Annotated in this window: 7 protein-coding genes; 4 read left to right on the forward strand and 3 right to left on the reverse strand. The window is 48.4% G+C overall.

The features are described from left to right. Nucleotides 1-73: 73 nt before the first annotated feature. Entirely contained in the window at nucleotides 74-1,525 is a 1,452-nt protein-coding gene (locus ACI2NF_RS03990; RefSeq protein WP_400211106.1) for a P-loop ATPase, Sll1717 family, read from the reverse strand. 704 nt (nucleotides 1,526-2,229) lie between these two features. Here ACI2NF_RS03990 and ACI2NF_RS03995 point away from each other — a divergent pair. From ACI2NF_RS03995 to ACI2NF_RS04010, 4 genes are all read left to right on the forward strand, one after another. Then, nucleotides 2,230-3,261 (forward strand): hypothetical protein, encoded by a 1,032-nt coding sequence (locus ACI2NF_RS03995; protein WP_400211107.1) that lies wholly within the window; start codon nucleotides 2,230-2,232, stop codon nucleotides 3,259-3,261. A gap of 312 nt (nucleotides 3,262-3,573) precedes the next feature. Beyond that, nucleotides 3,574-5,325, forward strand: a complete 1,752-nt coding sequence (locus tag ACI2NF_RS04000; RefSeq protein WP_400211108.1) for an InlB B-repeat-containing protein — start codon at nucleotides 3,574-3,576, stop codon at nucleotides 5,323-5,325. 55 nt (nucleotides 5,326-5,380) lie between these two features. Further along, on the forward strand, nucleotides 5,381-12,763 hold the full coding sequence (locus ACI2NF_RS04005; protein WP_400211109.1) for a leucine-rich repeat protein: 7,383 nt from the start codon (nucleotides 5,381-5,383) through the stop codon (nucleotides 12,761-12,763). Between the two features lie 130 nt (nucleotides 12,764-12,893). Further along, entirely contained in the window at nucleotides 12,894-12,971 is a 78-nt protein-coding gene (locus tag ACI2NF_RS04010) for a HEPN domain-containing protein (RefSeq protein ID WP_400211153.1), read from the forward strand. 273 nt (nucleotides 12,972-13,244) lie between these two features. Here the strand turns inward: ACI2NF_RS04010 and ACI2NF_RS04015 are convergent, their stop codons facing one another. After that, a complete protein-coding gene (locus ACI2NF_RS04015) occupies nucleotides 13,245-14,741 on the reverse strand; it encodes a leucine-rich repeat domain-containing protein (protein ID WP_400211110.1) in 1,497 nt (498 codons plus the stop codon). After that, nucleotides 14,738-15,319 carry a DUF4443 domain-containing protein gene (locus ACI2NF_RS04020; RefSeq protein ID WP_400211111.1) on the reverse strand — a complete coding sequence of 194 codons (582 nt, stop codon included), beginning with the start codon at nucleotides 15,317-15,319 and terminating at the stop codon, nucleotides 14,738-14,740. The genes ACI2NF_RS04015 and ACI2NF_RS04020 overlap by 4 nt, the downstream gene beginning before the upstream one ends. Nucleotide 15,320: the final 1 nt, after the last annotated feature.

Below are 15,320 nucleotides of genomic sequence, written 5' to 3' on the forward strand. Positions count from 1 at the left end.
ACCAATTTTTGTATCATGTTCATAAGTTTGAATGCGTATTTGTCTGATACCGGACCACCTTACCATTGCAGGATTAGGGGAGGGCTTTGCCAACACGCTCCAGTTTGCCCCTCGCTTTCAAAGCATTCTGCAATGCAAGGTGAATAACAATCTCATCAGTAGAGCAATATTTGGAATACCTGTCCCTGAATTTGAAAGAGTATTCATCATTACTCTCTTTCTTAGTGACCGTCCCGATACCCCCGATATCATATAACTGGCTCAATGCCTGTTCCAGATCCATTTTGATGCCCATCTCATCCATGGTCGCCTTCATGTCTTTAAATGTGAATCTGTATGTTTTCATGGATTGGAGAATAGAGAACAAATCGTCAACCACCTTATCGTCCAGGATGCCAACTAATTCATCTCTGATTTCACCGTAAAAGTAATCGGCAGAGTATCTGTTGATGCCCGCAATTATGGTATTTTTACTGATAGGTCCAGTGCAGCAATCTCTGATCTTTGTCATCAGATCGATCATATCTCTGGGGATGTGTCTGGTGTAGTCAAGGAGGAATTTACGGACATCCTTGTTTTCGATTTTTGCGGGGAAGAATTCCTTGAAAACGTCGATTTCCTGTTCCAGGTCAATTTTTGCCCTGAGGTTAATCATCTGTATGAGATCATTTTCAGCCAGCGGTATGCCGTGCTGGTACCAGTTAAGTTCTATGCCACGGTCACTCACAATCTTCTGTTTGTTGGGATCATTCAGTTTATCCAGCACATCCGTCCTACACAGCACTATTATCTTCAGGGGAATCCTGTAGCTGTGCAATTCATCATTGATGAGATTGGCGGCATGAAGCAACCCTGACAATACTTTGCGTTGGTTATCACGGTGGGTGATAACACTATCCAGACCGTCGATGATTATGAAATGGTCATTCGGTAATTCGATGGAATTGACCGCTTCTCTTAGATTGTTGTACATGTTTTCGTAAGAGTATTGGAATGAGGTTTCTGTGGAAGTTTCTCCGCTGGCCAGCTTTATATTTGCACCGATCTGCTTCTTCTCCACCTTGCTCACGATTTCAAAAATATCTTTGGATGGGATGGCGCCTATCTGTATCAGTCCGTCGATAAGTTCTTTTATCTTCTTGTTGGACTTCATTACCTTCTCATCCGATGAGATGAAATTCAGGATGGCGATATGCAGGACTATCTCCCAATTACGGGTATTGCTGACTTCGGGGGCTTCTTTGCTGGTGGAGATTTTACCGAAGGAATTGTAATTGAGTCTCTCGAGTGTGTAAAGTTTTGAACTATGTCCCATTTCTTTGGATTTAAGCAAGAGTCTGGCTCCGATAGCGGATTTTCCGGAACCTTTCTGTCCGTAAACGAGGAAATGGGGCCCTTTGACAATCTTGTTGATATAACCTTGGTTATCGATGTATCCGTTTAGTAACAGTTTGGGATAATATTCCTTTTCAGTCTCGGCCGCAATAGCACCGAAATTGATCTGTTTGAATACGTTCGCATCCATGTTATCCCTTCGTAATTATGATTATTGGCTATGAAACTATCTGAATGAATGATGTCTAAAAGAATCGTTTAGTTTACAGTTCCCAGTTCCTTCCGAGCCGTTGACGGATAGTGGTTAGTATTATTGTATCGACGGCCGACATCGTCGTTAATCGGACATGGTTCGTTGAATGTTTTGTGCTATTCGATGAAGGTCGATTGAGACTCACAGGGATTTCCGCTCCAACTTAGGGCGGTATTACCGATCCTCGTTGCCGGCATCTCCCTGTTCGTTTGAGCTTTGCTTCGGAGTCCTAGACCGCTCGATACCCGGGACGTTTCCTCCGGTAAAGACAACGTCCCCATGTCATTTCGACATTGGATGGATAAATCCTCCACCCCCCTCAATCCTCCGCAAAACGTCATTTTTGGTATTGGATGGGAGGGTCGCTGACCTATCGCGAGTTTTAATAAATATTGGTTGAAAGCATATGGTATCAACTCTCCTGATGGACTTCCCGACGGAGGTCTATCCCGGAATAGTATTCCGTGGGGGATAGGGGAGAGCAGCCCCCGGGTTCGGAGGTCCCCCCCCCCCGTCTCTGAGCAGAGCGCTCGGGGCGAACCCTAGCGGCCCGATTCCTCGAAGGGGAGGGCAAGTAGCTGCGTCCGAAAGACGGCGGTTACGGAAGAACGAGAAGAAGAACGGTATAAGAACGTGATAAGATGAAAGCGAAAGTATACGCAATCATGGTCGCAGCTCTTATCGCCGTTGCGGGAGTCATCGTCTACACATCACAGAGTGATGCGGACGTAATCAACGATCCCGTGACGAACGGAAAGATGACTGTGAATATCAGCTACGGCGGCGGATGGGAGCTTCCCAAGACCGTCGATGCTTACAACGGTGCGATAGCACTCGACAGAGCGCTTGGAACTGCTACTACTCATGTCATCGACATGAACCTCTACACCCAGTCCGGACAGTATATTTCCATTAACTACCAGTACGGTGAGATCACTTCCATTAACAACATTGCCGCATCCGGCGATGATGTCTGGAATGTTTACATCCTCAACGCGTCAGGTTCTTGGGTCAGCGCCACCGACACGCTCGGATGGTACAAGCCCTTCGGAGACTACGACGTCAACCACAGGACTGCGAACATCGCAGTGATTTACGGAACCCCTTCAGAGGCTCAGACTAAGATCAATGCGTTCAACCCCACTGTTACTTCCACTATTGTACCTGTTTCTGATATCGTCGGAAACGAGTACTTCAAGGCGACCTTCTATGTCAAGGTGAGTCAGGCGCCCGATGTTCAGTCAGCACTCAGCGATGAGGGCATGTCCGTCTCAGGATACGGAAATATCACCCCTGCCCTGATCAATAGAGGAGTATACGTGACTGGATACGGATCCGATTTGTATCTGGCTCTTAAGAATGCTTTCCCCAATCTCGTTGTTGGTCAGGAAGTGGTGCCCTGCTACAACAATGGTTCTTATGATACTGTTTACAGTTGGATATCCTCATTCCTCAATCTATACTCAGTACAGGTTGGCGGAAAGTTGACTCCGTCGGATTACACGGATGATACCTGGGCATGGTGGCAGGAGTATGCAACGTTCTCAGTGGACTCAAGTGGTAACGTTATTGGCAGCACGTCCGATTTCGCACTTGGGCTCTACAGTACGATCGATGATGCTCCCCTTACGACCTATTCCTACGCGATGTACTTCGCAATAGGAGGTATGTGAATCTGAAAGTGGGGATCTCCCCCACACCTTAACTCAATAGGGATTAACATTCGGGACGAATTTAGCAAATCATATGGGAGATGCTGAGTTATCCGAATGGTAATCCCTTCAATTTGAGTAAGGTTGAACGATAGTCATTCAAGATGTAGTATTCGCAGACGATTTCGATTCATTAACGGGATTGAATGCGAAACTTTCATTTCGAATTCAAGGAGAAGTAATATGATACCTGGCGTTGTGTTAATTGCAACAATGGGTTCATACTGTTATATGACAGTATGATGGTCGTAATACCTTCTCCAGGAGGTGTTCATGCGGAAAATACTTGCTGTTTGCGCAGCAGTTTTGGTTGTCATTTCTTCAACGGTTATTCTATTGGGAAATGAGACGGCTGTTGCTACGCCTGCTTCATATTCATTCACATACGGGGATTATACCGTAACGCAGGATGATGTGTCCAAAAACGGTTCTTTACTCACTGTAAGATATTCGTTAGAGGGAAATAATGTAAATTGCTCATATGACATTACATACGGGATAACCCAAGATGGGGTATTAAGCACGAAGGTTTACGATAAAAGCTTCGATAGTAACGGTGGTAAGATTGCCAAAGTAGGAGAAAGTGCCTTAGAGGTACTCATCATCCCCCCAAAGGTTGTAGTTTCTGAGAATGAGGAGTACTCGCTGGGTAAGCTGGAAGGCGCCCTTTCAAGCAATTCATTCTCTGAAACAAAAACACTAATCATATCGACAAACGGAGCTGGCTTATCAACTGATGGCAATTCAAATGTAATTAGAAGTATGAGTGCCTTGGAAACGCTTGTTGTGGATTCTGTATTGACACATGGTGGATCGAATTTTATTAATGGATGTCCCAAACTTTCTGACGTCTACATCAGGGAAATGGGTATTGTTGGCAATACTACCAACAATTTCTGGAACATAGGTACACTTGATTCATCAGTGACAGGCATTAATGTCTCGTTCAAAGCAACTGGTAATACAAACTTCCCAAAGATGAACGGGACTTCAGTACCGATAAATGTGAAACTTTTGCCTGGATCGGTTAAGGCCAGTTTCTTGAATTTCACAAATGTAACAACGGTCCTGTTGGATTCAGCGTATTGGGACAGCAATGTTACAGCAAGCGAATTAGCAACTAACGTAACTCCAGGGTCTGCCACCACAATCTATTTTTACGGATCGTCTCAGCCTGCATTATACAGCGTATCGATTGCTCAGAATCAGACCGGTGTCTCTGTTAATGCTGAGAATGCCTCGGAGGGTGATGTTGTGACCATAACCCTGACCCCGGGTCAGGGAAAGCAGGTCGAAGCAGTATCTGTGGTGAAAGAGGATAATGGGGTCGTACAAACAACAGTCGACGCTCAGAATCCCAATGTGTACACATTCACCATGCCTGCGTCGGATGTCACTGTTTCCGCTATATTCGAAGACATACCTGCGGTGGCCATTACGCCTGTCAGCGATACCGTCGCAAAGGGGGCATCCACCACAGTAACCGTTTCCGCTGTCGGATTGAAGAATGTGAGTTCATTGTATATCACGATAACATACGATGAAGCGAAATTCAATCTCAAATCTCCTGCATATTCGAATCTTTTGGATTCGGCAGCCCTCAAAGGCGATCTGACCAAAGGAGAATATGTTGTGGCATTCGCGTCTGCACAGAATATCTCTGGGGACCTCCTGACTTTCCAGTTGGAGGCCAAGGATGATGCTGCCGTAGGGGCTTGCACGATTGGTTGTACTGTTGAGATCAATGGTACGGCCAGCGGAAACTCCAACACCCCAAGAGACACATATTCCGAAACGTCTACTCTGACTATAGGAAACCTGTTAGGCGATCTTGATTCGGATGGAGATGTGGATGAGGATGATGCAGTGTATTTGCTACTATACACCTTCCGTGCCTCGACTCATCCGATCCCCGAGGGGCAGAATGTGGACTATAACAACGACGGTGTGATCAATTCGGACGATGCGATCTATCTGAAGAATTATGTTGTCAACCCCACACAATACCCTCTCGGAGGTGCCTGAAACCATATCCCCCAATCCTCGATTGGGGGTCCCTTTTATTATCAGAGGGGGGACGATGAAGAGAGCATTAACTATTGTCGCATTGTTGATTGTCGTAATAGCGTCATTGTCTCTTCTCGCTATTTTTACGAATGAAGCGGATGCTTCGGGCGATAATTATCTGGATTATTCCATCACTGTAAGAGATTATGAAAACGTAAAGTCCGTCTATTTCGAGATAAACTATTCTCAGACCGATCTGGAATTGGAATCTGCAGAGTGGAACCCGAAACTCGTCGATTCTGCGGCGTTGTACAGAGTTATTCCGGCGGACAATTGCGGTGTCATCGCATTCTCGGACTATACAGACATCATTGGCGGAGAACCTTTGGTATTTCTGCATTTCAAATTATCGGGAGACGATGATCATCCTACAGTGAACTTCCATGTGGAATTCAAAAACGGTACTGAACAATCGCCAGATGATGTGCTATACGAAGAAGAAGGACAGGCCTTCGAAGGGGTAGCTACCTTTTTCGGAGATAAAACAGCAATCCAGGGGATGTCTACAAAGAGCGGATCCTCGGTGACTGTTCCGTATTCCGTATATGAGAATGATGTGCTGCTGTACGGATATTCTCTAAGATTCACCGCTACAAACAACCATATGGACTTGGCAGGGGCAACTGTTTCCGGGAAAGCCCACCTATTCGTGCCTAATCTGGTAATGGTCAATGGGGCGATAAACACAGTGGATGCTGTTGCAGACAGGGCATTTGACGGAGTTTCCAATCTGAAAGAGATAGCGTTGAGCGAAGGTCTCAAGACAATCGGTGTTTATTCATTCAGCAGGACCGGTTTGGAGTCGATTTCGATACCGGCCACATTACAATCAATCGCGAGATATGCCTTCAGCGGCTGTGAATCTCTTCAGTCAATAACGACGGCTGAGAATGAGAGAGCCAATTCAGAGGGATATTGTTTGCGCACCATAGACGGGTTTGCGTTTATGGGCTGCACCAATCTCAGGAGTGTCGCATTGCCATTCGCTACATTGACCGAACTTTCCGGAAATCCATTTTACAATAGCGAAGAATTGGAGCAGATATCATCCGTCAATGGTAATGGAACTTTAAGGGTCACAGATAACCAGGTTTATTGCGTGAATACACTGGTCATTGCAGTTGCATCTTCGGACACCTATACCGTGCCTAGCTATGTGACAGAGATATCTCCAAGGGCATTCATGGCCTGTAAGAATTTGCGTACTGTAATCATCCAAAATGAAGGAACATTAAACATTGATTCTGAGGCATTTGACGGTACAGGTTTGACATCAATCACAATCAGTGGGCCAGTGGGAGTAATTGGTCAAAATGCATTCAGAGGGAACAATTTAGAAACAATCACGTTAACCGGTGTCACGGAGCTATCAAAGGGTGCATTTAGTAACAACCCCAATCTGAGGGAAGTAGCCTTTAATGACAGTACGGCTGTCATTTATCAAGAGGCATTTTCTGGGTCACCCGTTACATCAATCGGTTGTAACGGCAATTCTTCGGTTACGCTAAATTCAAAAGTATTCAGTGGTTCAGAAGTGACCGAGTTATCAATAATCGGACCCTTTAAACTCGGAGAAAGATCCATCGGATCGATGAGTGCCCTAAGGACTGTAACGATGTCCGGAATTATGAATATCAATCAAAAGGCATTCACTGGTTCAGACAATATTGAAGCATTTGTCATTCAGGGCAATGATACTGATTACTCTTCAGATAGTGGGGTGATCCTGGAGGACGGGATGGTATACGTCGTTCCATCCAAGCTGAAGAATGCCGTATTCACGGTACCGATATCAGGTCTGTATGCGGATGCGTTCAAAGGACATACAAATTTAGTACAGGTCACATTCCCTGTTAATTCCACACTGACAACGATACCCGGTGGTGCGTTCGAAGGATGCACATCACTTGTTGCAATCAACATCCCCGACTCAGTTGGAGCCATCGGAAACGATGCATTCAAGGGATGTAGCAATCTTTCAGAGGTCAGTATTGCGGACAGCAGTTTACTCCTGTCATTGGGGAACAGTGCCTTTTCGGGGACTTCGTTGATGTCGGTTGTTCTGCCCGCCAATCTAAAGAGTATCGGGGACAGTTGTTTTGAGGGTTGTTTAAGTCTTGTTGAGGTATTGTTCAACGGTAATTCCCTGGAGAGCATCGGCAGTAGAGCATTCTATGAGACTGGCTTGAGAGCCATCGAGATCCCGGGTAGCGTGCAGGAAATAAGTCCAATATCTTTCGGATCCTGTCCCAATTTGAGCAATATCTTATTCGGACAAGGTTCTTCATATCAGTTTGACGGGAATGCGGTTTACCGGGGTGACAGACTGGTATTTGTTCTCCCCACAGTCAGGTCATATTCTCTTCCGTCAATGGTAAGTTCGATTGAAAGCGATGCATTCGATATAGCTGTCGATCTGACTGAAATTGTATGCGCAGGTAATGCGAACTATGCAAGTTACGGCGGTATCTTGTTCGATAAAGAATGCAGCAGGATTGTTGCAATACCCTCAGCAATCAAGGAAGTCAGGATCCCCAATACAATAACACAATTGAACGGTTCTGTATTTTCCAATTCCAAGGAGATCGAGTTGTTCTATTGGGAGGCACCTTCAATTGAACTCGTTCAGAACTCGAACTTATTTGCAGACAAGGTTGTGTTCGTTTCAAGCGGAACTATTACACTGGGAATGTTCGCGATAAAAGATTCGAGCCAGGTGTTGCTCATTGCAGATGGAAACATCACCCTTGGAACTTTTTCGATCAGAGGTGCGGATGTGGTGTATCTCAATTCGACGGATGCTACCGTGGAAGGCAGCACATCCATCACCACGGATAAATTATGCATCTGCCCAGGCGACGGAGTTGCATATGACACGTATATCCAAAAATACAATTCCCTTACCAGGTACTCCGTCCTCTATCTTCCCAGTGAAACGATGGAGTGTGACAATGGCAAATACGGCGGTGTGTTCGAGTATGATGGTACGACATACAGCATCACAACACCATTCAGTTATGTTCAGGATACCTCCATCTTTGTCGACAACTCGCTGGATTCGGTTGCCGTTTCCGATGTCGGTATCATTTCAGGTACGGTATCATTCAGATTGAATAATGTTGAGTCTGTGGTCGGAGATGTCGCAGTATATGTCGATGGCAACCTGATAGATGTGGGTGCAGAGGGGTCGTTCGTCTGTCCTCTTGCCGATGGTGTAAGAAAGATCCACATCTCCATCCAGTTGCTGTCTTCAGACACATTACATAATGTATCATTCGATCTCGGGGGCGGAGAGGGAACCGGAACCGTGAAGGTCCAGCACGGCGGAACGCTGAAAGCTTTGCAGTTGAGTATTCCGACCAAATCCGGTTACACCTTCGACGGTTGGTATTCAGATTCATCTTTCACAAGGAGTTTCAGCCTTACTGACAAGATCCTTTCCGATACTCAGCTTTATGCAAAGTGGACGTACAACGATGGAAAGTATCTGGTTAATGTCCTTTCCCATTCCGAAGCTGTTCAACTCATAAAGGAATACCAGTCTATAACTTCCGGTGAGCTTGTCGATAGCGGTTCGACTGTAAATGTCAGTTACTGTGATAACCTATCCTGGGAATGCATCGGATGGAGAATCAACGGTGTCGACAGCGGAAGCGTCAGCATCCAGCTGACCATGGACAGGGACTATTACATCGAACCGGTTCTCCGCTATACCTCTCCTTCCAATGTCCTTACGGATGTCGTCGATGTGAAGACTCCCGAATACGGGCAGGATGTCGTTCTTCAATGGAGCAAGCAATACAAGATAGACGCGTCGATGAGTGTCTGGTCCGGATTCCCGAGTACCCCTGTAATCATGGATAATGCAGTGTATGTGCGTGCAGGAACAACTCTCTACAAATACGATGCGGATACAGGGGAGCTGTTGGCCACTGCCGAATCCAGGATGCTGGTCAGCTATTATCTCTACTTAGGTGTGGGCGGAGGCATGGTCTACGATTATGCCACGCACATCGTATACGATGCGGATCTCGTCAAGCAGTATGATTCCCCGAAGGAGTTCACTGCCGTATTCTATGATTCCGGTTATTTCTACGGTCTTTCAGGAGGAAAGATCTACAAGATGGAAGCATCTACCGGTTCCCTCGTATCCAACGGACAGTGGGCGAACGGTGTGGGTTGTACTTGGTTCGGAATGTACGGTACCACATCGGCACCCGTATTCGCTGACGGCCACATGTTCTTCATCGAAGCCCTGACCAATTCGGATTATAGGGGCCTTGCATCGGTGGATCTGACAACAGGTTCCAAGACGACCATAGAACTGACCTCGCAGAGCGGCAGGCTCCTCGATGACGGCTGGCTCTCCTGTGATACGAAAGACGGAAGGGCCATACTGTTCATGACAGCATATTCCCAGGGGCTGTTCGATAACGGAACATTCAGGAATGCCACGATCACTGCGGTCGTTGTGAATTCCGACGGAACATTGAGCGACCAATGTCCTATCGTGGATATCGAGTTCAATTCATCCACTCTTTCCAAATTGGTGATATTCAACGGAAGAGGATACGTGAACGGTACACATCTTCATGTTCTGGATATGAACAAACTCGAGACCATGGTATTGAACTGCAGTTCAGGTGTGACGTCAGTGAATGCGACCTCTCTTGAATCAGAATACCTGATTTACAAGGATCCGTCAGTATCGACTCACGGTTCCATCGTCGTCTCTTCTGGATACTACAGCACTACGGGCAAGATCTATGTGTACATCCTGCCCTATAATCCCCCTAACGCAGTATACATCTTCGAGGATTATGAGGGTAAGACCGAACCAACCGGGTATTTCGTAACCTCAAAGACCGGAAGCCAGTACAGTTCTCAGGCAGTCAGGGTGACGCTGAAAGGAAACCTCGTGTGGTATCTGGATTCGGGAACGGTCTATTGCTATGGAACGCCCGAAGCCAATCCTTACAGTTTCCAGATAACTGTCGGTGACGAATCGTATACGATTGCCGGCAACGGAAAGACCGCATTGGATGCATTCCGCGATGCACTGAACAAATCCCGTATACAGAACACTGTATCGTCATCCGGGAACATCATCGAGATCGCTGGCACCGAAGGTAATTGGGCCATTGATTCATATTACGATGGCAAGTGGAATTCCGTCATTTCGATAGCATCCAAATCCAATGACATGCACCACATCTACAGGATTTATCTGAGGTCGGATGCACCGGTCAAGGAGGAGGTGGCATTCGATGTCAATCCCGTTGTTCTCGATCTTGTCATAAACACCAGCGGTAAGGTTGGAACCGTCACGGTTTCTGGTAATATCCCCGATGGGGTAATATTCACCTGGGAAGCGCTCGATGATGATGTCGTTTCAATATTGGTTTCCAGCGATTCACGTACCGTCACCGTCACCGCACTCAGTATCGGTTCTACAACAATCAATGTGTATCTTTCCGGTGATATGTACTTCGGGCAGTCGCAGTTCACTGTATCCGTCACCGAGGACCTCGGCCCTAAGGTATACGTCTTTACGTTGCGTATGGTGGAGGATGCGGACAAGGCGGATTACGGAGAATCCGGTTACAGCGCATCGGATCTCAGGAACGGGATCACCCTTACGGCCACCGGCAGTAATGCAGGTGAAGCACTCGAGACTGCACTCACCAATGCCAAGGTCCCATGCAATTTCTGGACCAAAGAAGATAACACCATAAGATACTGGGTGGACGACATCTTCGGCCTCGGTGACGTCAAGATGGATGGCGGTCTGTGGAAATACTGGATTCAATACCAGATTGTCGATGGGCAGGAATCATACAACCAATGGTCACTCGGATTCTACAATGGCGGGGGCGAGTTCCATCTCACATATGGCATAACCGAGGAGAGTGGCCAGGCTGTACATCCCAGTGATGAAGAACCGGAGATTCCCGAACAGTACGACAACTCCGGTTCCCAGACATCCATCGTCGACGTCATCACTAACGATGACGGTTCTACTACCGTTATTGCAGACTCTACATACGTCATCGACGGTACCCAGACCACGGCGGAGATAACCACCAAGGATAACGGAGACGGTACCACTACCGTCACCGAGAAGACCACCGTCACCAACCCTGACGGTTCATCATCCGTCACAGTTTCCGAGACCGTCGTCTCCGACGACGGTACCCAGACCACCACGGCTACCGTGACCAACTCCGATGGATCGACATCCACGATAACATCCGAGACGACCGTCTCCGAAGGTGTCGCCACAACCACCAGCAATACAACGAACTCTGACGGGACGTCATCCGAAACCACGTCCACCGTCGAACAGACCGCCAACGGTACGGTTACCACCAGTACTGAAACGACCAAGGATGCCTCTGGTAACGTCACCCAGACCGTAGAGTCCTTGGTGACCGTCAGCGACACCGTCGCGGACGGCGTCAGGACCACCGTCACCGAATCCGACTCCAAGGTCACCGACGCTTCGGGCAACGTCACCCAGGTCAGCACCACCGAGACCGCCGTCAAGCAGTCGGACGGTTCCAGTGTGGTGATCAGGACCACCGAGACCACTGCCGACGGCAAGACGACCACCGAGATGAGTGCCGGAGCGATCTCCGCCGACGGGAAGGTGCACACAGTGGCCGACACATCCGCTACCGAGACCACCGAGGTCATAACCAAGGTCAAGGCCGACGGTGACGACGGCAGCTGTACGATATCCAACGATTCAGTGCAGAAGGCGATCGGTCAGCAGAACACGATATCCGATGCGTTCGGCGACACCGTCGATACGACCAAGATCATCGAGGTCACATCGACTGTACAGGAGGTCTCCGCTTCTTTGGAGAAAGAATCTCTTGGCGACATGTCTGAGAACGACGTCATTCTCAAGATGACCTCCACCCAGGGTTCCATGACCTTCGGGAAGGACGTCCTGTCTTCAATGTCCGATAAGGACGATGTAACATTATCCTTCGCCATCGCCGACAGGTCTTCCATGACCTCCGCCCAGCGCGAGGTTATCGAGGTGGGTTCCACCGTGGTGAATCTTACCGCCACCTCCGCTGGACAGAGCGTCGGCAAAGATCTCGGCGGGAAAGTCATTGTCACCGTGAAGCATGTCGCCGTTGACGGGAAAACGCCTGTGGCATACTATGTCGACGAGAACGGCAATAGGACGAAGGTCGCGGAACAGAGTTACGACGCGGAAAAGGGGGAGATGACCATGATCCTCGACCACTTCTCGCTCTACACCATCGTGGACGAATCGCCCGCAGGCGAGGGGCTCCCCGTGGCCGTGCTCGTCATGACTGCGATCATCGTCCTGATCTGTCTTGGTATCCTGCTGCCGCAGGTGGTCGGAAGGAAGCAGTAAACGTGTTAATCAAAGCCCGCCCGGAAGGGCGGGTAATTCGCATGAGTCTGTGGAGTCGTTAAGGGCCTCTGCTGAAGAGGATCTTTGAACTGCGAATCTTGTCAAAGACAAGGATGATGAGAAAACGTGTATGATCTGTTTTCATTTGCAACAATACGCGGAGAAGATGTTGAAGGCAAAACTATTGGAAAAAGGAATCCAATACTAAGGAAACACGATTTGGTAAGTTTACTGGAGTTGTTTGGCAACAAAGAGATATTGGACAAACATATTGAAAACGCAGCCAATCTGTCCGATTACGCTACGGCATTCAGGTATGAGAGAAGGATCCCTTCCATTGAAGAAATGGAAGTCGCATTCACCAGTGCTCAGTCAATGGTTTCAGACATAAACGGTCTTTGATGGTCTGTCTACCAAAAACCGGAGATTGCCAGTCGCCCGTTGTTATACAATATGTGACGATTTCATCATCTCAAAACAATCAACCATGTCTTTTGTAAACAATTGCAAAAAGAACGATTCCGGCAATAATAATAACAATCGGTATCACAACAAGATGGATATTGAATTCTTTCTTGTCAAGATCGTCTTTGATATTGGCGTCCGCCTCGGAATCGTTCCACGAGTCGTAATTATCCTTGGAACAGTGGATTGTCACCGGATCATTGAGGAACACAGTATCATCCAGAGCCGGACAGGGACCGTATGCGTCGATGTCCGACAGTTTGGTGCAGTCCGCGAAACAGTATTTTCCCAAAGATTCCACCGTGGAGGGGAGATCGAACGATTTCACGGAGGTGCAGTTCCTGAACGCGCCATGGTCTATCGAGACCACCTTTCCCAGATCCAGATTTGTGAGCGATGTGCAGTTCCAGAATGCTTCTGGACCTATTGTCCTCACGGAATCCGGTATGCTGACCGATTTGAGGGAGGGGCAGTTGTAGAATGCGGAAGCTCTGAACTCGGACGGGCTGCAATCGAACACCACTTTGGTTAGAGAGGTGCAGTATCCGAACCCTCTGACGGGGATCGATTGTATGCCGGAACCGATCCTGAGTGTTTCGGCGAAACTGCAGATGTAGAAACAGCCGTCTCCCAGGTATTTCACGCTGTCCGGCACGGTTATCGAGGTCAATGCATGGCAGTCGCGATAGCATTCGAATCCGATGTATTTCACGGATTGTGCGATCGACGCATCCGAAAGCTTCTGTGCCGAACGGAAGGCCTCATCGTGTATGCCAGATACCGAATCTGGCATCACTATGTCCCGGACGTCGCAGTAGTAGAATGCACGTTCGCGGATGTCCGTTATTCCCGATTCTATATGGACTGAAACGATATCGGTACGTCTCTCCACCTCGCCGCTGGACTGCATGGTGCCGGAGAACGCATACGGACCGATCGATATGACCTTTCCTCCGCTGATTTCTGATCTGATCGTGATGGTGCCGTCCGTCGGTGTTCCTCCGATGGCCATCCATCCATCGGGGAACTGAGCGTAGGTTATGCCTTCGGAGACCACTGTTGTTATGGTAGTTTCCGAGCCCCATCCCTCAGTTCCTTCAAAGCGGTGGATGTTCACCCCCGTCGGGAACGCGTCGTCCATTGCAGGCCTGTCTCCCATGAAGTATACGTCCGTGAGATGCGTACAGCCGGTGAATGCACCTGCTGAGATGCTTTTCACGTTTACGGGGATTATGACGCTTGTCGCCGAGCATCCGTCGAACGCTCCGGAGAGGATGTTGCGCACATCGTATCCTTCGAGAACGGTCGGTATGTGGACCGTTTCGCTCTTCACATCCGCAGACGTTATCTCGCAGTAGTAGTTCGGATGCCCGGAGCCGTAGGTGTCGTATGAATATACGGAGCCGTCCGGAACGGTCTCGGACGATGTCGCATCCGATACGTCCTCCTGGATGCATATGAATGCATATGACAATGCAACAAGCATTACGACGGCCAAGGTGAGGGATCTCATATGGTTTCCAGCCCGATCCCTGCCGCGGCGATCCTGGACGTCGGGAGACTGTCCGAACCGACGATTATGAGCACATCTCCTTCGGATATCCCGGTGGAGCGGATCTCCTTCGCGAACTCCGGATCGCTTTCATCCACGTTTACGTCTTTCGGGAATATAATGGAGCCGTTCCTCATAATGAATACCGAAGCTCCGTCGGATCCGTACTTGATGCCTATGTCCCTTTGTTTCATTCCGTTCTGGATATCTTCGGACCTGCCCTTGATGATGATTCCCTGTTGGTATTCGCCCCTCACGTATTCGTGATTGGAGATGCTGACGAATCTGATTGGGAGGGTATCGAGCGTTTCCCTGCCGAGTGCCGATAACCTGATTCCTGTCTGGCGGACATCTATCTGTTTCCAGGTACGCATGGTCTTGATGAGGTTGCGTGTGCTCCCTTCGCCGAGTCCCAGTTCCTCCGACAGATCGCTGCGGCTGATGCATTCCTTTTCGGATATGATGCTTAAGGCGGCGAAGAGGTGCGCATCCGAGTGCCTTACCGCCGGGCCGTTATTGTTCTCCGTGGTCCACTTCATG

It is taken from the genome of Candidatus Methanarcanum hacksteinii (assembly GCF_964305265.1).
In the GTDB taxonomy this organism is placed as follows: Archaea; Thermoplasmatota; Thermoplasmata; order Methanomassiliicoccales; family Methanomethylophilaceae; genus Methanarcanum; species Methanarcanum hacksteinii.

What these genes read in the sequence shown, in the direction of transcription:
- ACI2NF_RS04015 (WP_400211110.1), bottom strand. Translation starts at nt 14,741, where the DNA reads ATGAGATCCCTCACCTTGGCCGTCGTAATGCTTGTTGCATTGTCATAT.
- ACI2NF_RS03990 (WP_400211106.1), bottom strand. Translation starts at nt 1,525, where the DNA reads ATGGATGCGAACGTATTCAAACAGATCAATTTCGGTGCTATTGCGGCC.
- ACI2NF_RS04020 (WP_400211111.1), bottom strand. Translation starts at nt 15,319, where the DNA reads ATGAAGTGGACCACGGAGAACAATAACGGCCCGGCGGTAAGGCACTCG.
- ACI2NF_RS03995 (WP_400211107.1), top strand. Translation starts at nt 2,230, where the DNA reads ATGAAAGCGAAAGTATACGCAATCATGGTCGCAGCTCTTATCGCCGTT.
- ACI2NF_RS04000 (WP_400211108.1), top strand. Translation starts at nt 3,574, where the DNA reads ATGCGGAAAATACTTGCTGTTTGCGCAGCAGTTTTGGTTGTCATTTCT.
- ACI2NF_RS04005 (WP_400211109.1), top strand. Translation starts at nt 5,381, where the DNA reads ATGAAGAGAGCATTAACTATTGTCGCATTGTTGATTGTCGTAATAGCG.
- ACI2NF_RS04010 (WP_400211153.1), top strand. Translation starts at nt 12,894, where the DNA reads ATGATCTGTTTTCATTTGCAACAATACGCGGAGAAGATGTTGAAGGCA.